This window comes from Caballeronia udeis, assembly GCF_044909315.1.
Classification (GTDB): Bacteria; Pseudomonadota; Gammaproteobacteria; order Burkholderiales; family Burkholderiaceae; genus Caballeronia; species Caballeronia udeis_A.
On sequence record NZ_JBIYEB010000030.1, the window covers coordinates 17,756 to 37,022 of the forward strand.

The 19,267-nt window shown below is 61.1% G+C and carries 18 protein-coding genes, 1 tRNA gene and 1 riboswitch; of the genes, 7 read left to right on the plus strand and 12 right to left on the minus strand.

The annotated features are described in order from the left end of the window. Positions 1-17: 17 nt before the first annotated feature. From ABH944_RS34770 to thiC, 4 genes are all read right to left on the minus strand, one after another. A complete protein-coding gene (locus tag ABH944_RS34770) occupies positions 18-1,616 on the minus strand; it encodes an L-lactate permease (RefSeq protein WP_404612363.1) in 1,599 nt (532 codons plus the stop codon). A 534-nt stretch (positions 1,617-2,150) separates the two neighbouring features. After that, positions 2,151-2,576: a hypothetical protein gene (locus ABH944_RS34775; protein ID WP_404612365.1), complete on the minus strand. Its 426-nt coding sequence runs from the start codon at positions 2,574-2,576 to the stop codon at positions 2,151-2,153. A 256-nt stretch (positions 2,577-2,832) separates the two neighbouring features. Further along, entirely contained in the window at positions 2,833-3,045 is a 213-nt protein-coding gene (locus ABH944_RS34780) for a glycine zipper 2TM domain-containing protein (RefSeq protein ID WP_062087850.1), read from the minus strand. 311 nt (positions 3,046-3,356) lie between these two features. Continuing rightward, positions 3,357-5,288 (minus strand): phosphomethylpyrimidine synthase ThiC, encoded by a 1,932-nt coding sequence (gene thiC, locus ABH944_RS34785; protein WP_404612367.1) that lies wholly within the window; start codon positions 5,286-5,288, stop codon positions 3,357-3,359. Positions 5,289-5,556: 268 nt separating this feature from the next. Next, positions 5,557-5,685: riboswitch (TPP riboswitch) on the minus strand. A 387-nt stretch (positions 5,686-6,072) separates the two neighbouring features. Between thiC and ABH944_RS34790 the strand changes: the two genes are divergently transcribed. Further along, positions 6,073-7,203 (plus strand): EamA family transporter, encoded by a 1,131-nt coding sequence (locus tag ABH944_RS34790; RefSeq protein ID WP_404612368.1) that lies wholly within the window; start codon positions 6,073-6,075, stop codon positions 7,201-7,203. Between the two features lie 160 nt (positions 7,204-7,363). On the opposite strand, the gene ABH944_RS34795 is transcribed toward ABH944_RS34790, so the two are convergent. Both ABH944_RS34795 and ABH944_RS34800 read right to left on the minus strand, forming a co-directional pair. After that, positions 7,364-7,504 carry an entericidin A/B family lipoprotein gene (locus ABH944_RS34795; RefSeq protein WP_097265959.1) on the minus strand — a complete coding sequence of 47 codons (141 nt, stop codon included), beginning with the start codon at positions 7,502-7,504 and terminating at the stop codon, positions 7,364-7,366. Between the two features lie 304 nt (positions 7,505-7,808). Further along, complete coding sequence (locus tag ABH944_RS34800; RefSeq protein WP_404612371.1) at positions 7,809-9,215, minus strand: sensor histidine kinase; 1,407 nt, start codon at positions 9,213-9,215, stop codon at positions 7,809-7,811. Positions 9,216-9,446: 231 nt separating this feature from the next. Between ABH944_RS34800 and ABH944_RS34805 the strand changes: the two genes are divergently transcribed. The 4 genes from ABH944_RS34805 (at position 9,447) to ABH944_RS34820 (ending at position 11,583) form a co-directional block, all read left to right on the plus strand. Further along, positions 9,447-9,623 (plus strand): DUF1328 domain-containing protein, encoded by a 177-nt coding sequence (locus ABH944_RS34805; RefSeq protein ID WP_075643953.1) that lies wholly within the window; start codon positions 9,447-9,449, stop codon positions 9,621-9,623. 164 nt (positions 9,624-9,787) lie between these two features. Next, complete coding sequence (locus tag ABH944_RS34810) at positions 9,788-10,381, plus strand: ferritin-like domain-containing protein (protein ID WP_062087844.1); 594 nt, start codon at positions 9,788-9,790, stop codon at positions 10,379-10,381. Positions 10,382-10,496: 115 nt separating this feature from the next. Further along, positions 10,497-11,129 (plus strand): response regulator, encoded by a 633-nt coding sequence (locus ABH944_RS34815; protein ID WP_062087842.1) that lies wholly within the window; start codon positions 10,497-10,499, stop codon positions 11,127-11,129. A 4-nt stretch (positions 11,130-11,133) separates the two neighbouring features. Then, positions 11,134-11,583, plus strand: coding sequence for a response regulator (locus ABH944_RS34820; RefSeq protein ID WP_404612373.1), 450 nt, complete (start codon positions 11,134-11,136; stop codon positions 11,581-11,583). 28 nt (positions 11,584-11,611) lie between these two features. Here the strand turns inward: ABH944_RS34820 and ABH944_RS34825 are convergent, their stop codons facing one another. The 3 genes from ABH944_RS34825 to ABH944_RS34835 form a co-directional block, all read right to left on the minus strand. Continuing rightward, positions 11,612-12,826, minus strand: a complete 1,215-nt coding sequence (locus ABH944_RS34825; RefSeq protein ID WP_404612375.1) for an MFS transporter — start codon at positions 12,824-12,826, stop codon at positions 11,612-11,614. 193 nt (positions 12,827-13,019) lie between these two features. Then, on the minus strand, positions 13,020-13,391 hold the full coding sequence (locus ABH944_RS34830; protein ID WP_404612377.1) for a hypothetical protein: 372 nt from the start codon (positions 13,389-13,391) through the stop codon (positions 13,020-13,022). A gap of 289 nt (positions 13,392-13,680) precedes the next feature. Further along, positions 13,681-13,765, minus strand: a tRNA-Leu gene (locus ABH944_RS34835). 255 nt (positions 13,766-14,020) lie between these two features. Here ABH944_RS34835 and ABH944_RS34840 point away from each other — a divergent pair. Both ABH944_RS34840 and ABH944_RS34845 read left to right on the plus strand, forming a co-directional pair. Then, positions 14,021-14,605 carry a TMEM175 family protein gene (locus ABH944_RS34840; RefSeq protein WP_404612379.1) on the plus strand — a complete coding sequence of 195 codons (585 nt, stop codon included), beginning with the start codon at positions 14,021-14,023 and terminating at the stop codon, positions 14,603-14,605. A gap of 71 nt (positions 14,606-14,676) precedes the next feature. Beyond that, on the plus strand, positions 14,677-15,141 hold the full coding sequence (locus tag ABH944_RS34845; protein ID WP_404612381.1) for a metallophosphoesterase family protein: 465 nt from the start codon (positions 14,677-14,679) through the stop codon (positions 15,139-15,141). 142 nt (positions 15,142-15,283) lie between these two features. Here the strand turns inward: ABH944_RS34845 and proP are convergent, their stop codons facing one another. From proP to argA, 3 genes are all read right to left on the minus strand, one after another. After that, complete coding sequence (gene proP, locus ABH944_RS34850) at positions 15,284-16,750, minus strand: glycine betaine/L-proline transporter ProP (protein ID WP_404612383.1); 1,467 nt, start codon at positions 16,748-16,750, stop codon at positions 15,284-15,286. A gap of 634 nt (positions 16,751-17,384) precedes the next feature. Further along, entirely contained in the window at positions 17,385-17,660 is a 276-nt protein-coding gene (locus ABH944_RS34855) for an oxidative damage protection protein (RefSeq protein WP_047896384.1), read from the minus strand. A gap of 91 nt (positions 17,661-17,751) precedes the next feature. Continuing rightward, complete coding sequence (gene argA, locus ABH944_RS34860) at positions 17,752-19,122, minus strand: amino-acid N-acetyltransferase (protein ID WP_062087832.1); 1,371 nt, start codon at positions 19,120-19,122, stop codon at positions 17,752-17,754. Positions 19,123-19,267: the final 145 nt, after the last annotated feature.

Here is a 19,267-nt window from a genome sequence, read left to right on the forward strand (position 1 = left end):
TGCCACCCGCTTTCCCGTCAATGCGGAATCATCCAGGTCAACACGTTCTGCTGCAGCCAGACCAGCACACCGAGCAGTACGGTCAACAGAATGGAGTGCTTGAACGTCTTCGCGAAAACCACGCCTTCCTTGCCTTTCAGTTCGGTGGTGGCGACGCCCGTCGAGATGTTTTGCGGCGAGATCATCTTCCCCATCACGCCGCCCGATGAATTCGTGGCGGCCATCAGGATTGGGTTGAGATTAAGCTGCCGTGCCGCGACCACTTGCAGATTACCGAACAGCGCATTACCCGACGTATCGCTGCCGGAGAGGAACACCGCGACCCAACCGAGGAACGCCGAGACCAGCGGGAAGAAAGCCCCCACCGACGCCACGCCCAGGCCGAGCGTGTAGTTCATCCCCGAGTAGTTCATCAGGTACGCGAGTCCGACGATAGTCGCAACCGTCAGGATGGCGATGCGTGTCTGGACCCAGGTATCGCCGATCGCCGCGCGAAATTCGCTCACGGGCAACCGCACGATCGCGGCGGTGATGATCGATGCCACCAGGATCGCGGTGCCGGTCGCGAGCGGCTGGAAGTCCCAGATCGCGCCGTACGGCTGGTTATAGAGCGTGATGAAGACTGCTTTGTCGAGCCCAGGCCATGGCACTTTCACATCGCCGATCAGGAAGATCTTGGCGACCGTCCACACGATCACGACCACGGACACCACGATCCACGGCACCCAGCCGTGGCTGCCGGACACCTTGCCGCGGGCCTGCGCGACCCGATCCACGTTGACGGCGAAACGCTCGTCCGGCGCCGGTTTCCAGACGCGCAGGAATGCGATCGTCAGGATCAGCGACACAAGCGAGGCAAGCACGTCGGTGAGCGAATAGTTGATGTAGTTCGACGTGACGAATTGCGTGAGCGCGAACGTCCCGCCGGCGACCAGCAGCACCGGCCAGATCTTGAGCATGTTGCGAAAGCCCGCGTACACGCCGATCACGTAGAACGGCAGCAGCAGCGCGAAGAACGGCAATTGGCGTCCGACCATCATGGCGAGCAGGTCAGGGGAGAGATGGGTCACGGCGCCGAGCACGGTGACCGGCACGCCGAGCGCGCCGAACGCAACCGGCGCGGTGTTGAAGATCAGCGTGAAGGTGAGTGCTTCGAGTGTCGGAAAGCCGAGCAGGATCAGCAGCGAACTCGTGATGGCGATCGGTGTGCCAAAACCGGCGATTCCCTCCAGCAGCGCACCGAACGAGAATCCGATCACCACAAGCACGATGCGCCGGTCGTTGGGCAGGTTGTCGATCATCCATACCCGGAACGCTTCGAAGCGGCCTGAACGCTGCGCGATGTTGTAGAGCAGGATCGCGGCGAAGACGATCCACATGACCGGCCAGATGGCGAACACGGCGCCTGCAGCAACGGAATCGAAGGCCAGGCCTACGGGGAAATGCCAAACTGCAATGGCCACTACCAGGCCGACAATCAATCCAGCGAGCGATGCCTGCCACGCTGGCCGGCGCGCCCACCCAAGCAGCGCCAGCACGACTGCAATAGGCAGCACGGCGACAAGAAAGGAAAGGCCGAGCGAGCCCCCGACAGGTGTCAGAATCTGATGAAACATGTTGTCTCCTGGTCTTGTTCTGATAAATATTTTGATGAACGCGTGGCGTTCTCCGGCCATGGCGACCGGTACCGACAGCTCCGTGAGCTTTATTCGGCGTGCAATAAGCGCGCCGCAGCTCGACACACCATGCAACTAAGCGTTTGCATAATGTGTCTTGTCTAAGGATAGGGCGGGGATGGCGCGCGTCAAGGAAGGATTAACCATAGCCTTGCGGGTTGTATCGAAGCCTTGGCGTGTGGCGGGGGCATGCGTATCGGGAGCGTGGGTCCCGGACGGGGCACGCAACACCCTGGCTCAGACCACACCGAGACCGGTGATAAACCAGAGCGGGACGCGAGCGAAGCCCAGCATGATAAGGATTCCTGCAATGGCAGCGTCCGGACTGGCGCGGCGGCCAGGGAATCCCAGCGAACGACGCGCATAGAAACAAGCCGCGCTATTGCTGGCGCGGCTTATGTGGAAGCGTTACATCGAACGGGTAACGGCCGCCCAAGTGGAAAAGCAGAGGGCGAAGCGTTCAGTGACAACAGCTCAGTGACGATAATAATGCCCGCGCCCACCGCCGCCGTACCAGCCGAAGCCGACCGACAGCGATGGGCCGTAACCGTACGCGGGATAACCGTAGCCGCCGTAATAGGCCGGATAGGGCGCGTAGACCTGATAGCCTGGGTAGTAAGCGGGATAAGGCGCGTAGACAACCGGCGGTGCGGCGACGTATTGCGGTGTTGTTGATGCATACGCGGACGGCGGGTTGCCGGTGCCTTGATAGCTTTGCGTATAGCCGGTACCGGATGCTCCGGCCGAGGCGACAGGGATCTCCTGCTGCGTTTGTGCTGTGCTGACTACCGGAGTGCCAGGATAAGGTGGATACGCCGGGTAATAACCGTACGGCACGTAGTAACAAGCGCTCAAGCTCAAAGCGCCCAGGAGGGCGGATAGTGCGAGCTTCGGGCTCATGATGCGACTCCTCATTGCGTCGGAACGCGACCGTTCGAATGAACGGGGCACCCGGAGCCTAGCGCATCGATCGAGCGTGGGAAAGCATGACCGCAGATCCCAATGTTTCGGTCTGTTTCACAGGTGGGGTTTGGTGCGCCTGAGCACTTGAGTTCGATTGCAGCCCGCTCGCAGCCCGGTCGCCGTGTTATTAAAGCGTGGCGACCGGGCCCAAGCGTGTCAGATGCAAAATCATCCGGCGCGCTGACGTATCAAGCTATTTGCCGACCTGATTACCGATCAGGCCACCTGCGGCCGCGCCGCCCACTGTCGACAGCGCGTTGCCGCCGAGTGCCGCCCCCGCCACGCCGCCGACACCCGCGCCGATAGCCGTATCGCGTTGCCGCGTGGTCATTTGATCGCAGGCAGACAGGCCGCCGAGAAGCGCGGCAATGAGCGCAGCAGCGCCAATCTGTTTGATCTTGTCCATTTCAACTCTCCAGAAACGATGATTCACGAAGGTATGACGGGTTGCTGTCAAACCGGCGAGCTTCTCGTCGCGCATGGTTTGCGCTAAGCGGAGGAGCCTGACTGTCCACGTCCAACCCGGGGGCGAAAAGACAGGTTTTGCCGATTCTTTCAATGTAGAAGCAGAAACGGTGCCCGATCGTCGGATTCCGCAGACAATTGTTGAATTGAACGTGCCCCAATGCGAAACGGCCCGTCGCACAGACATGCGACAGGCCGTTTGATTGGTTACCGGAAGCGTCGCGCCTTCACAGGCGCCCGGCTTGATGCTTCTTACGTGCGCTGGTAAATCTCAGCGCCCTTTTTCACGAACTCGATCGCCTTCGTTTCCATGCCTTGCTTCAACGCCTCGATATCCGATACCCCTTGCTTCGCCGCATACTCGCGAACGTCCTGGGTGATCTTCATCGAACAGAAGTGCGGGCCGCACATCGAGCAGAAATGCGCGACTTTGGCTGAGTCCTTCGGCAGGGTTTCGTCGTGGAATTCACGCGCCTTGTCCGGATCGAGGCCGAGGTTGAACTGGTCGTCCCAACGGAATTCGAAGCGCGCTTTCGACAACGCGTTGTCCCGCACTTGCGCGCCCGGATGGCCTTTCGCCAGATCGGCCGCGTGAGCCGCGAGCTTGTACGTGATGATGCCGGTCTTCACGTCGTCCTTGTTCGGCAGCCCCAGGTGTTCCTTCGGCGTGACGTAGCAGAGCATGGCCGTACCGAACCAGCCGATCATGGCGGCGCCGATACCCGACGTGATGTGGTCGTAACCCGGCGCGATGTCCGTGGTGAGCGGCCCGAGCGTGTAGAACGGCGCTTCGTCGCACCAGTCGAGTTGCAGGTCCATGTTCTCCTTGATGAGCTGCATGGGCACATGGCCCGGACCTTCGATCATCACCTGCACGTCGTGTTTCCACGCAATCTGGGTCAGCTCGCCGAGCGTCTTCAGTTCGCCGAGCTGGGCTTCGTCGTTGGCGTCATAGATGGAACCCGGACGCAGGCCATCGCCGAGCGAGAAGCTCACGTCGTAGGCCTTCATGATTTCGCAGATGTCCTCGAAGTGCTCGTACAGGAAGCTTTCCTTGTGATGAGCCAGACACCATTTCGCCATGATCGAGCCGCCGCGCGAGACAATGCCCGTCATGCGGTTGGCGGTCATCGGCACGTAGCGCAGCAGCACGCCGGCGTGGATCGTGAAGTAATCCACGCCCTGTTCGGCCTGTTCGATCAGCGTGTCGCGGAAGATTTCCCAGGTCAGGTCCTCGGCCTTGCCGTTGACCTTTTCGAGCGCTTGATAAATCGGCACCGTGCCAATGGGCACCGGGCTATTGCGGATGATCCACTCGCGCGTTTCGTGAATGTGCTTGCCGGTCGAGAGATCCATGACCGTGTCGCCGCCCCAGCGGATCGCCCAGGTCATCTTGTCGACCTCTTCGCCGATGGAGGATGTCACCGCCGAATTGCCGATATTCGCGTTGATCTTCACCAGGAAGTTGCGGCCGATGATCATCGGCTCGCTTTCCGGGTGGTTGATGTTCGCCGGGATGATCGCGCGGCCGCGAGCGACTTCCTCGCGTACGAACTCGGCCGTGATCTCCTTGGGCGCGTTTGCACCAAAAGCCTGGGCGCCGAACGCCTGGCCGGGATGCTGGCGGCCCATCATCGCGGCGAGTTTTTCGCCGTTCGGGCCGCTCGTACGCAGCGATTCCAGATACTCGGCACGGCGCTGGTTCTCGCGGATCGCGATGTATTCCATTTCCGGCGTGATGATGCCTTGGCGAGCGTAGTGCATCTGCGAGACGTTCTTGCCCGGCACTGCGCGGCGCGGCGTGCGATGCAGTCCTTTGAAACGCAGGTCGGCGGTAGCCGGATCGGCGGCGCGCTCGCGGCCGAAATTGCTTGAGAGGCCGCCGAGCGACTCCGTATCGCCGCGTTCCTCGATCCAGCCCTGGCGAACGGCCGGCAGACCCGAGCGGATATCGATCCTGGCTTCCGGGTCGGAATACGGGCCGGAGCAATCGTAGACATAGACCGGCGGATTTTTCTCGCTGCCGAAACTTTCGTTGGTGTCGGATTGCGTGATTTCGCGCATCGGCACACGGATGTCGGGGCGTGAGCCCGTCACGTAGATCTTGCGTGAGTTGGGCAGCGGCGCGATGGCGGCAGCGTCGACGACAGCGTCGTCGGACAGGAATTTCGGATTGGCGTTCATGCGGCTCTCCTATTTTGACCAAAGTTGGCGTGTCGACCAGAGTTGGCGCTTTAGCGTTTACTCCGGCTCCGTGGCGCTTACTCCGGTCCCATACAGATGTTTGCGGGGGACGGGTGTTTCCCAACCGGTCCGCGAAATTGCACCAAATGGCGCGAGATCGGACGAAATCGGCTGAGTCAAACGCTAGCTACGGGAGACCAAAGAAAAAGCAGAGAAGGAGGCGGGCGGATCAGGCGGGGATGCGCGAGAAAGAAAAAAGACCCCAGCGCTGCGAAATCCGAACGCTTCCCTGCGCTGGCATTATCCAGATCAGGTTCAAAGGGTATTTCTCACCCGCGACACACGGACAATCCGGTGAAAGATTGCGATGTGCAGCGCAGGACCCCCGCGTTAGCAGCCGCCACAATACACCTCGCCGTAGTGTGTTGGCAACCATCTGTAACACTCACGCGTGCGGATGCATCGCTTACTGCATAATGACGACCACCGTGTTTTCCCGAATGTGGCCGGACATTTTTCACCCGGTCGGTCCGGCAAACTCGCGGCGGCTCCTGCTGGCTTTTCAAGCCGGCATCGAGCTTCGGCACCTTGTTGCCCGACCCCTTTTTCTGCTTCCGACATGTTGTTCTGCCTTGCCCGTTTTGCCGCGCTGCTCGAGCGGCATGCGCGCCGTTCATCGCTTCCCCCGGTTCCGGGTGAGGCGAAACCGGCGGTTGTAGGTCTGTCCGCAAGCCTGTCCGTCCGGCTGGCTGACGTTGCAATCGTCTTCGTCACGGAGTAACGGATGTCTACACCGTTGCCGCCGCGATCGCCGGATTCTGATTCGCCACCCTTGCAGCTCGTGCCATCGCAGCCGAAGCCCTCGGCCGATGTGTTGCCGTTTCCGCATCCGCCAGCGGCTGCGGAAACGGCATTGCCATTGCATTCGCCGGACGCGCCGCCGGACGTTTCGCCGGGCGTGACAAATACGCAAGCATCGGCCGATGCCCCCAAGCGCCGCCCGTTCAATCTTCCTCGCCATTTCCCGTTCGCGCTTCCCGCAACCCGCAGCGGCCGCGTGGCGCTTGCCCTCTGCGTGGTGTACCTCGTGTGGGGTTCGACCTACATGGCGGTGCATCTGTCGCTGGAATCGTTTCCTCCGCTGATGCTGTCGGGTTTGCGCAACCTCTTCGCCGGCATCGGTTTGTTCATCTTCGCTGCGCGTCGCGATCCAGTCTGGCCGACTTTCGCCGAAGTGCGTAACGCAGCGGCGGTCGGAACGCTGCTCGTGGGTTTATCGAGCGGGATGCTCGCGTTTGGCATGCGCACGGTCGAGACCGGCACCGCCGCCGTCATGGTCGCAACCGTGCCGTTGTTCGCTACTGTCATTGCGGCCATAGCAGGACGCAAGGTCGCGAAAGGGGAGTGGATCGCGGTCGGGCTCGGGCTGGTCGGGATTGCGCTGCTCAATCACGGCGACCCGTCGTCGGGGTCGACGGCCGGCAGTCTGGCGATCCTGTGCGGCGCGCTCTTCTGGGCGGCCGGCTCGTTTCTCGCCGGGCGTCTCAAGCTGCCGTCCGACTTGCTGGTATCGACTGCTCTGCAGATCAGCCTTGGCGGCGCGATGGCGACCGTTGTCGCGTGGGTGTCAGGCGAGCGTATTGTGAGCATGGCGTTTACGCCGTTTTTGGCTTACCTCTACCTGATGCTCGTCGGGTCGATGGCGGCGTACGTTGCGTATGCCTACCTGATTCGCCACACAAGCCCGATTATTGCGAGTAGCTGCATGTACGTGAATCCTGTTGTGGCCGTGGTGATAGGCGCGCTGTTTCTCGGCGAGGTGATCACGAAGTGGACCGTGATGGCGACCCTTATCATCCTCGCGAGCGTGGCTTTGTCATTCTGGTTCGATTACAAGCGGCGCGGACTGGTTTGACGCCGGCTTGACAGCGGGCGGAAAAAAACGGCGGGCCTTTCCGGAAAATTCCAGAAAGGTCCGCCGTTTTTTGTGGCCGCGATTTGTGCCCGCGTAGACAGCTGTCAGCCAATTGCGATCGGCCACTACCCTGGCCACTAACCGCCGCCAGCTTCCTTCGTTACTCCGCGTTGTGCTTGTCGGCCGAGTTCGTGATTGCGTTGCCGCCCTTCGAAAGGTCCTGGCCGGCGCCGGCCACCGTATTGCAAGCTGCAAGCGCGGCAGTTCCGACGATCAACAGCAAAGCGATAAGTCGAGTCATGAGCAATTCCCCTTGAGTTTGATGCGGGTACGCTAGCCGTTCGGCCATGAAAGCGTGCCCGATGTTCGAATCCTGGCCACCCGGCGTCCAACAGCAAGAGCGGCTGCAAGACACATCGCGGCCCTGGCTACGATCGATCACCGCTTCGATCGACCACACCGGTCTGAAGAATCATAAAAAACTGTGCGCGCGCAAGCTGTAGGCGCAGATGTTTTTATCGTGTCGGCGCAGTCTGCAACTTCTGTCAGCGCCGTCCTACAAGCGCGGTGCGGGTGCCAGCAAAAAGCCAACAGGCGGTGGGCCGTCAAGCGTCGAAGTTGCGTACGCGTGGCATGGTGACGCGAATATCGGTGCCATGCGGCTGACGTCGTTCGATGTCGATACGACCGCCGCGCGCACTGACTCGCTGGCGCATGCCCAGCAGTCCATGCGTGTGCGTACGCTGCAGATCCTGTGGGCGGATGCCGACACCGTCATCGGCTATATGCATTGATACCCGCTCTTCATCCAGCGCCAGCGCAATCGACACGCTCGACGCGCGCGCGTATTTGGCCGCGTTCGTCAGCGATTCCTGCGCGACCCGGAACAACGCGATCTCGACCTCTTCGCCGAGCTTGATGTCGTCATCGGGCAGTGCGAGTTCGAGCGTCCAGCCGGTGCGTTGCGCGGTTTCATCGGCCAGTGTGCGCAGCGCCGTGACCAGTCCGAAGTTGGCAAGCACGGTTGGCCGCATGTCTTCGATAATCCTCCGCTTCAGCGCAATCCCCTGATCGAGATTCTCGAGCGCACGGCCGAGTTTCCCGGCCATCGCCGGCTCGGTGCTCTTGAGCTTGTTGTTGACCCACGCCACGTCCATCTTGCTGGCCGTCAGGATCGAACCGAGTTCATCGTGCAGTTCGCGGGCAAGCTCGGTCTTCTCGTTTTCACTCACCGACTGCAGATGCCACGCGAGTTCCTCCAGTTGCCGCGTGCGGTCGAACACAAGCTGGTCCAGCTCCTCTTGCTGCGTAATCAGCTTTTGCTGTACCCGGTCCTGCTTGTCCAGCTGGATGCCGAGATTGCGGAACAACAGCAGGAACAACACGATATTCAATCCGCACAACGCGCCCACGCAGAACGTGGAAATGCGCTGGTCGGCGCGGCTGGCGTCAAGCGCCGACTGCGCCCGGCGCTCTTCATTCAGGCGCAACAGGGTGAGTGTGCTGTCAAGATTACGGGTACTTGTCCCGGTATCCGAACCAGAGCGTGCTGCCAGTCCCGCGTTGATCCGTGCATCGAGGATAGTGCTGACCTGCTTGAAACTGGCGAGCGCCGTGCCGTCCGCTTTGCGGCGATAGTAGGTATCCAGCGACGCGACCGTTTGTCTGATCCTCGCCGCTGTCGCGTTGTAGTCGGCGGTGTAGGTGTTGTCCGGCGCGAGTCGGAACGCGCGTTCGTCGGCGGTCAATGACGCGATGTCCGCCGCCAGTGCGGTCAGCTGCGTGGTGGCGCCTTTCGCATCCAGCGCGGTCTCGTATTCCGCCGCAATCCGCATGCGGCCCGACTCGAGTATCACGAGGCCGCCAACCGTGATCACGATGGCTACAGTCATCGCGACGGCCCAGCTCCAGCGACGCATCCAGCCGTTCAGACGCGCGCTGAACCGGGTTGCGCGCCGCGTGACGCCCGCTACCGGATTCGCCGCGCCGCCTTCTTGAAAAGAGGAAGTCATAGGGAGTCGCCGGGTTTCTGTCCGGCCAGTGTAACTTTTCGCGTCGTCAGGGGTTGATCGAATTGCGCTTGATTCGCAACGGATAAGAGGGGGACAAGAAGCGGAGTGAGAGGCGCATTGAAAGCGTTTGTCGGCGCTCTCCTACACGAAAAACGGCGCGCATCCAGATGGCAGTTCATGACCGCGTCGCTAACATCCAGTTACTAGTCCAACCTTATTGGGGAACCGATCATGTTGAAGTGGGCATTGTTTTTCGCCATTGTCGCTGTCATTGCGGGCTTGCTCGGCTTCACCGGTGTGGCAGCGGGCGCGGCCAGTATCGCGAAGTTCCTGTTCGTGCTTTTCCTGGTCCTGTGCGTCGTGTTCCTCGTACTTGGTTTTATCGTGACGAAGAAAATAATCGATTAGCGCCGGCCGAATAACCGGCAAGCATGCGGCGCGGGCAGGCACGCCGCATGCGGGCTATGACGAGAGTGACCGCGGGCGGCGGTGCCGGCCGATATCCGCCGACGCACCCGCCATGAACCAGCCCGGCCGTCGAACAAAAACGATTCTCTTTCTGGAGCACATCAATGTCGAAATCGTCTGCTGTAAAAGCTGCACCGGCACAATCGAAGGAAGCCGGCGGCAAGTCCGATCCCTTTGTGCTGGACATGGAAAAGATTCGCGCCAATGCGCGTCGGCACATGGACGACGGCCCGGTTACCTCGTCATATGGCGCGGACAAGGAAGTCGTGTTGAAGCTGCTGAACGATTCGCTCGCCACCGAGATCGTCTGCACGCTGCGTTATAAACGCCACTACTTCATGGCGAAGGGCATCCATTCGGAAGCTGTCGCCTCGGAATTCGCGCAGCACGCCACTGAGGAGCAGGAGCACGCGGACACCATCGCGGAACGTATCGTCCAGTTGGGCGGCGAGCCGAATTTCGCACCCGACAGCCTCGCGTCGCGTTCGCATTCCGAGTACAAGGAAGGCGCCAACCTGATCGACATGATTCGCGAGAACCTGATCGCGGAACGCATTGCGATCGATACATACAGTGAAATCATTCGCTATATCGGCGAGAAGGACGTCACCACGCGCCGGATTTTCGAAGAGATCCTGGCGGTCGAGGAAGAACACGCCGACGACATGGCCGACCTGCTCGACGGCCTGGACGGCTGATTGTGAGGTAACGTCGAAAAACCACTGAAGTGTCAAGACGACGCGCGGCAGGATGATTCACGCCGAGCGTTGTCAGTACAATGACTCACCCTAAAAATGGCCGCGGGCAGCGCAGATGATTCGAGTGTTGATAGCGGACGATCACGCCATTGTGCGAAGCGGGTTCCGGCAATTCGTCGCGGACGAACCGGACATGGAAGTCGCCGCCGAAGCGTCCACCGGCGACGAAACCATCGCGCGCGTGCGCGAAAGCGCGTTTGACGTCGTGCTGCTGGACATCGCCATGCCGGACAAGAACGGGATCGATACCTTGCGTGTGATCAAGCAGATCCGCCCGGAGCAGGGCGTGCTGATGCTGTCGGGTTATCCGGAAAGCCAGTACGCTATCAACCTGCTGCGTGCCGGCGCCAACGGGTATCTGAACAAGGACGCGGCGCCCGACGAGATCGTGCGGGCCATTCGGACGGTGGCGCGGGGTCATCGGTACCTGTCGGAATTTATCGCCGATGCACTCGCTGACAAGCTCGAAAAACCTGCGACCGGGCGGCCGCACGAAACATTGTCGGAGCGGGAGTTCCAGATTTTTTGCAAGCTCGCGGGCGGTCAGATTCCGACCGAGATAGCGGAGGAACTGCATTTGTCGGTGAAGACGATCAGCACGTACCGCGCTCGCGTTCTTGAAAAAATGCGGCTCGCGAACAATGCCGATCTCACGTATTACGCGATCAAGAACGGTTTGATCGAGTAGGAGGATGCCCGCCGTGGGCCAACAAACGATCGTCGATAAAACCGGTCTCGCGCACAAGCGGCCGCTGAGCGTGTTGTTGATCGAAGACTCGCCGTTGATCCGGCGCAGCCTGGTGGAAGCGATCGATGCGTCCGGCGAACTGCGGGTTACCGCATGGGCGGACACGCCGGAAACGGCGATCGGGCTGCTGGAAGCGCAGAGATTCGATGCGGTCATTGTCGACCTGCAACTGAAGCGCGGTTCCGGCGTCGAGGTGCTGGCGTACCTGCAGCGTACCGGCATGACCGATTCGGCGTTCGCCGCTGTCCTGACAAACCACGCGCTGCCGGCCTACCGCGAGCGTTGCCTGCAATACGGCGTGCGCCATTTCTTCGATAAATCCCTGGAATTCGACCGCGTTCTCGACGAGTTGCATCACTACGCGCGTGCCCGGGGCGGAGCGCCTTTGGCTTGAAGCAAGCGCCGGACTGCGGCCCTCGGACTCAAGCCCTTTTGGCGCGGCTTCGCGAATGGCTCAACCCGGCAAGCCCGGTGGCCGCAAGTCCCGCGATACATACGCCGACCCAACCGAACGCATGCCAGGCCAGCGATGCAACGGCCGATCCCGCGGCGCCGCCAATGAAATAGACGACCATGTACACGGTATTCACGCGGCTGCGTGCTTCCGGCTTGAGCGCGTAGATTCTCGACTGATTCGATATCTGCGCGGCTTGCACACCGATATCGAGCACGATCACGCCGATCACCAAGCCGGCCAGACTGTGTCCCGATAGCGCGAACACCACGAACGAGACGGCCACCAGCACGATGCACAGCGACACCACCGCCCGCGGTCCGCGCTTGTCCGCCGACTTGCCGGCGAGCGGCGCGGCCAGTGCGCCCGCTGCACCGACAATGCCGAACAGTCCGGCCGCCTGGGGGCCGAGATGGAACGGCTCGCCGGCTAGCAGCAGCGTGAGCACCGACCAGAAGATGCTGAATGCCGCGAACAACGCGCCACCCGTCACCGATGCCTCGCGCAGTGCCGGCGACTCGACCACGAGATGCCACATCGACGCGAGCAGCCGGCCGTAGGGGAGCGTGGAGGTCGGCTTGCTGCGAGGCAACCGCACTACCACGAGTACGGCGAGCGCCATGGTCGCGGCGACTGAGGCGCCATACACGGCTCGCCAGCCGAAGTACTCCGCGACGAAACCTGAGACCGTACGCGCGAGCAGGATGCCGATCAGCAAGCCGCTCATCACCGTTCCAACCGCGTGCCCGCGTTGCGCTGGCGGCGCGAGTTCGGCGGCGAAGGGTACGGCTTGCTGCGCAATGGTCGCCACGATACCGAGCGCCAGGCTCGCGGCGATCAGCACGGCGAGCGTGGGCGCGGCTGTTGCCGCGACGAGCGCAATGCCGAGCGCGGCCAGTTGCAGAAGAATGATCAGGCGGCGGTCGAAGCGATCGCCGAGCGGCGCTAGCAATAACATGCCGATTGCATAGCCGAGTTGCGTGACGGCCGGCACCGCGCCGATCATCCCCGCACTTTGCGGGAACGACGCGCGAAATGCCGCGAGCAGCGGCTGATTCGTATAGATATTGGCGACCGATACGCCTGCGATCGTCGCCAGGACGAGCAGCGTCGCCCGAGAGTAATGTGGGTGAGGCGGATGATGCGGGGCGTGGGAATTTGACTCGGTGGCGGCAGCGGACATGGGCGAGGGCTCGAGGATTCAACGCATGAAGCGAGCCGCTGATGATACTAAAGACAACCGCAGTCCGCTGACGGGGTGCGGTCGTGCCCGATGCAAGTTGCGGGCAGGTCCGGCGCACATTATTCGCTGGCCAAGTCCAGGCTTTCGTTGACGCGTCGACCTGATCGGGTGTTCCGAACTTGCCCGAATGCATTTACTCCGCGGCGCCGGTGCTCGGTTTCAGCGGATATTTTGCGGCAAGATCCGCCGGTGTCAGCCACTGGAACGTCTTGAGCTTGTCGCCTTCGAACGTGCATTCGACGGCTGCCGGTATCGGCACCGATGTTACCTTGATGGGGGTCACGCCCGCGGGAGGAATCTTTTTGGTGTAGCTTCCTTCGACCACGACACGCGTGCCTTGATAAGCCAGCCGGGGCGGGTCATAGCTCAGCCTGGGTTCGGAGGCCGGGTAGGTATCGACCATCCTGGCCTTGCACACCTGGCCGTTGCGGTACGGGGTCGTGCAGCCTGCGGTGCAGGTAAGAACGGCAGCAGCGGCCACCGCATAAAGGGTTCGATGTTTCATGATGGCTCGCGCTAGGTAGGACGCGCAGTCTACTGCAGTCGGTTAAGCGAGGACAGGATGACTGGCGGCGGTTTCGGCATCGATAAAGCGGGCCAGCGTCGTGCGGTACGGCTTCTCACGTTTCCTTTCAACCGGGACAAACGAAATCCGGGGGCGCGCAACGACGTTGATACGTTTTGTATGAATATACAGTGATCATTGCGCTGATCCGCATGCGGCAGAAAAACATCCCTTTCGTTCAGCGGACGCTCAGTCAATCTGCTGGTCAATCTGACAATCAATCTGGCGCTGGTAGCGGGGACCGGACTTGAACCGGCAAGCCGTTAGGCGGCGGATTTTAAGTCCGCTATGTTTACCAATTTCATCACCCCGCCAAGCGGACGGCATTCTACCATCGGACGGTCGGTGGGCCAATCCAGACAGGCGCTAGCGTCCCGCGGTGCAGGGATGCACTGCATTGCAGCCATACACCACCGCATTTTTTCTCTCGCTCGTGCTAAATCGACAACGCCAGGTCGCTCACGCATAATTTGCTGCAAGCGACCGGGGCGCGGTCGCACCAGGGCCACTCAGGCCCGCCAGGCTATCGACCCCGGCGTCGCAACGAGCAAGCACAAGAAAGGACCAGGATGGGCACGAACCGGATCGAAGCATTCAGCGACGGCGTGATCGCCATCATCATCACGATCATGGTGCTGGAACTCAAGGTGCCGCATGGCGCCGATCTGGCGTCACTCAGCGCGCTTGGCCCGGTGTTTTGTGCCTACGTGCTGAGCTTCGTGTATGTCGGCATCTACTGGAACAACCACCATCACCTCATGCACGCAGCCAAACGCGTCAACGGCAGCGTGCTGTGGGCGAACCTTCACGTCCTCTTCTGGCTGTCGCTGCTTCCGTTCACCACCAACTGGATGGGCGAGAACCACCTGGCGTCATGGCCCACCGCGCTCTACGGCTTCGACCTGTTCATGACCGCGGTCGCGTGGTACATCCTCACACGTGCGTTGATCGGCTTGCATGGAGCCAACTCAATGCTGGAGCGCGCAATCGGCGCGGATCGCAAGGGGAAGATTTCCGTGGTGCTGTATCTCGTCGCCATCGCCGCATCGTTCTGGGAGCCGTGGGTCGCCGCGGCCCTGTATGCGCTCGTGGCCGTCGTGTGGCTCGTACCCGATCGGCGCGTGGAGAAAGTCCTGCTTACCGAAGAGCAATGACCTGCGCCGCGGTGATTTTATCGGCGTGAACAGTGCTACGCTCGGGCCATGAAGTCCTGCGAGCGAAGCCCATGTCATCTGTCATCCGCATCGGCATCATCTCCGATACCCACAACCTCGTGCGCCCCGAGGCGCTTGAGGCGTTACGCGGCTGCGAGCACATCATTCACGCCGGCGACATCTGCAATCCCGCTGTGCTCGACATACTCAACGAGCTCGCACCCGTCATCGCGGTCCGCGGCAACAACGACTCGGGCGCGCGGATCGACGACCTGCCTGAAGCGCTGACGTTTCACATCGGCAATACAGCGATTCATCTCGTCCACGACATAGCCGATGTTCCGAAGCAACTTGGCGGTATCGACGTGGTCGTGACCGGCCATTCGCATAAGCCTTTGATCGAACGCCGCGGTGCGACGCTGTTCGTCAATCCGGGAAGTGCGGGGCCGCGTCGGTTCAAGCTGCCGGTGACGCTGGGCATCATGCTGATCGACAAGGGCGAGGTGCAGGCGGAGATCGTTCGGCTGGTCGAGTGAAAATAGCGTCAGGGGTTGGCATGGCTGCGACCGAAACGCAAAGAGACCGTTCCACGTCACGTGAAACGGCCTCTTTGCTTTTTTGCTCTGTTTTCGCTGTCGACTGAGCGAATCAGGGAGGGTCGATCACCTTCGCGCGGCGCTACGCGCGTGCGGTCGCTTCCGGCATCCGGTCATCCATTTCGGCTGCCTGCCGCACACCGCGCATCACGGCATGCGCTTCCGAGCGCGAGCCCACACACGGCGGCGAACCCTTCAGCGGTTTCCTGGCCGTCTCATGAAGCGCGAGTACCGAGACAATCCCGATCAGCGACGCCCCCATCAGGTAGTACGCCGGCATCATCAGATTGCCCGTCGATGAAACCAACCACGCCGTCACCAGCGGCGTTGTGCCGCCGAACAGCGAAACCGACACGTTGAAGCCGATCGCAAGCGCGCCATAGCGGATCTTGGTGGGGAAGAGCGCGGGCAACGCGGACGGCATGGCGCCCGTGAAACATGAAAGCAACACGCCGAGAATCAGCATGCCGCCGAAGATCGGCAGCACGGTGCCCATGCGGATCAGCGTCAGCGCGGGTATCGACAACAGCAGCAACCCGACGCATCCAAACAGCATTACCGGCTTGCGCCCGACCTTGTCCGACAGATGGCCGGCGCCAAGCGTCATGGGCATCATCAGCACCATCACGATCAGGACGATGAAGAGTCCGTGCGTTTCGTTGAATTTCAGCGTGGCGGTCAGATAACTCGGCAGATAAGACAGCGCCATGTAATCGGTCACGTTGAAGATCAGCACCAGTCCGACGCATTGCAGCATCGGCCTCCACTGCTTGACCAGCATGTCGAGGAGTTGTTCTTTTGGCGTGTTGTGCGCTTCGCTCTCACGCTTGTCGGCTTCGCGCTGGAATGCGGGTGTCTCTTCAAGCTTCAGCCGGATATACAAGCCGATCAACCCCATTGGTCCCGCGATCAGGAACGGAATGCGCCATCCCCAGGAGAGCAGCGATTGCTCGGACATCGTCGCGGTCAGCACTGCAACGCATCCCGCGCCCAACACATATCCCACGAGCGTGCCGAATTCAAGAAAACTACCCATGAACCCGCGCTTCTTGTCCGTCGCGAATTCCGCGATGAACGTCGCCGCGCCGCCATACTCGCCGCCGGTTGAAAAGCCCTGGACCAGGCGTGCGACGAGCAGCAGGATCGGCGCAAAAATGCCGATGCTTCCATACGCTGGAATCAAGCCGATACAAAACGTGCCAATCGCCATCATGATCATGGTCATGGCGAGCACGCGCTTGCGGCCAATGCGATCCCCGAGTGGCCCGAACACCATACCGCCGAGCGGACGCACGAGAAATGCCGCGGCGAACGTCCCGAACGTGGCAATCAGTTGCGCTCCCGGATTGGCCGATGGAAAGAACACTTTGCCGAGCGTCACCGCGATATAGCTGTAGACGCCGAAATCGAACCATTCCATTGCGTTGCCGATCGCCATGGCGCCGACTGCGCGCTTGAGCAGCGATTTATCGACGATGGTGATGTCGTCGAGCGACAGGTCTTTTTCGGGTTGAGGTTGTCGCCAGAGGCCGTCGTTCGGTGTTGCCATGAAGAAAAAGCTCCAGGTGTGTTGCCGGGCCGTCCGAGGACGGCTCGGCGTGCGCATGAGCGCACGTTGCCGGGAAAGTGCAGTTTCGCGACGAGGCGAGTTTCAGTGCGTGCATCGAAAGCGGTGGCCCGCCCGTCGAACGCATGCGAAATGCGCTAACGGTGCGATGGACAATGCCGAGGCCTCGCGCCGATGTCGCGAAATGGCACTTCGTGGGTGGCACGGGTACTGCGTGCACGGGTACTACGGGGATAGATGGCTGGACGCAGCTAAATTGGGCAACGGAGGCGCGATAAGCGCATGAAAACGCGCTGCAGTCCGGTTGCGTGCTGTGTCACGGATTGAGAAGGCTTGAGAGCAACTTGTCCACGGGCAAATCCAGACCCGCGGAAGCCTCCACAACCACTCGCCGATATCTCGAATTAGCGCTTGAATGAATGCTTCAGGCGCATCATTGCCAAGAAATTGACTTTGAATTGCAGTTGGAAAGGCGCAGATGTTAGCACGATGCAAGACGATGCGCAAACCGGGGCGCGGGGGAGAGCGCTCTTGCCGGGTTGCAACGGTCAACGCGAAAAGAAAAAGCCGGCCTCGAAAGGCCGGCTTTTTCATCGCCGAAAAATGACTCGCGCAATCAGCTTTGCGTGGGCGGTACGTAGCCTTGGGCGGTATCGGCGCCTTCGCCAAAGAAGTACTTTTCCGTTTGCTTGAGCAGGTACTGGCGGGCGCGCGGATCAGCCATGTTCAGGCGGTTTTCGTTGATCAGCATGGTTTGCTGCTTGAGCCAGCCTTGCCACGCTTCCTTCGAGATCGTTTCATAGATCCGCTTGCCAAGCTCACCCGGCAGGGGCGGAAAGTCGAGTCCTTCGGCTTCCTTGCCGAGTTTCGCGCATTGAACCATTCGGGCCATCTGTATTTCTCCTGTAGCGGGGTAGCTGGACGCCTCGCGTCGGGCCGCGCATGAGTGCGCCTGCGACCGGACGAACACGTCTCGAAATAAGTTAGAGCTGCTTCATCAGTACGAGCGATTTACGTTGCCAGTTGTAGAGCCGGCGGCGGTCTTCAGGCAGATCATCGACGGTCACCTTCACGAAGCCGCGTTTGAGAAACCAGTGCTCGGTGCGCGTGGTCAGCACGAAGATATGCGTGAGCCCACGCGCGCGCGCCCGTTGTTCGACACGCTTGAGCAGGCGTTCGCCGTCGCCGGAACCTTGCGCTTCGGGCGAGACCGTCAGGCAGGCCATTTCGCCGATGCGTTCCTGCGTGTACGGATACAGCGCCACGCAGCCGAACAGCACGCCATCGTGCTCGATCACCGAGAAATGGTCGATATCGCGTTCTATCTGGTGCCGGCCGCGCCGCACGAGCGTGCCGTCCATTTCCAGCGGCTCGATCAGCGTCAGAATCCCGCCGACGTCATCCGGCGTGGCTTCGCGCAGGCTTTCGAGATTCTCGTACGAGATCATCGTGCCCACGCCGTCGTGCAGGAACAATTCGAGCAGGATGCTGCCGTCGAGCGCGTAAGGAATGATGTGCGCCCGCGCCACGCCGCCGCGGCAGGCGCGAATGGTGTGCTTCAGGTAAAACGCCGCATCGCCTTGCAGTTCGCCGCTTTCGTGCAGCCGGTAAGCGTCGTCCAGCGACATTTCACGCACCAGCTCGCCCTCTTCATCGAGGAGACCCGGGGTTTCGGTCAGGAAAATGATCTTGTCGGCGCGCAATGCAATTGCCGCTGCCGACGCCACATCTTCCATCGACAAATTGAACGCTTCGCCCGTTGGCGAAAAACCGAGCGGCGAGAGCAGCACGAGTTTGCTGCTGGTGAGCGAGTGGCGAATGGAATCGCCGTCGATCTTACGTACCACGCCGGTATGCTGGAAATCGACGCCGTCAAGAATGCCGACTGGCCGCGCTGTCACAAAATTGCCCGATACCACGCTGATGTGCGCATGCGCCATCGGCGTGTTCGGCAGCCCCTGGCTGATCGCCGCTTCGATGTCGAGGCGCACTTCGCCTGCCGCCTCTTTTGCGGATTCGAGCGCGCGGGCGTCGGTGATACGTAAGCCGTGCGAAAACTCCGATTCCACGCCGTGCAGGTTCAACTGTTCTTCCACCTGCGGTCGCGAGCCGTGCACCAGCACAACGTGGATACCCATGGCATGCAGCAGTCCGACGTCCTGAACGAGCGCGTTCAGGCGTCCTTCCTGCACCAGTTCACCGCCGAACGCGACCACGAAGGTCTTGTTTCGGAACGCGTGAATATAGGGTGCGACGGAACGCATCCATTCCACGAACTGGCCATGGTCATCAGGCGCTTCGGGCTCGGTCGTAACCGGCGGAGGCGCGGCGGGGAGGTCGGTTTGAGAATTCATGCCGGGATTATAATGCCGTGCTATGCCGAATGTTTCCAAACGTGCCGCCGATGCGGACAAGCTTGACCCCCAGGAGCAGTTGAAAAAGCTGCGTGAAGCCCTGTTGCGCGATGCCGCGGCACGCGAAGGCGATGGGGAAAATGAG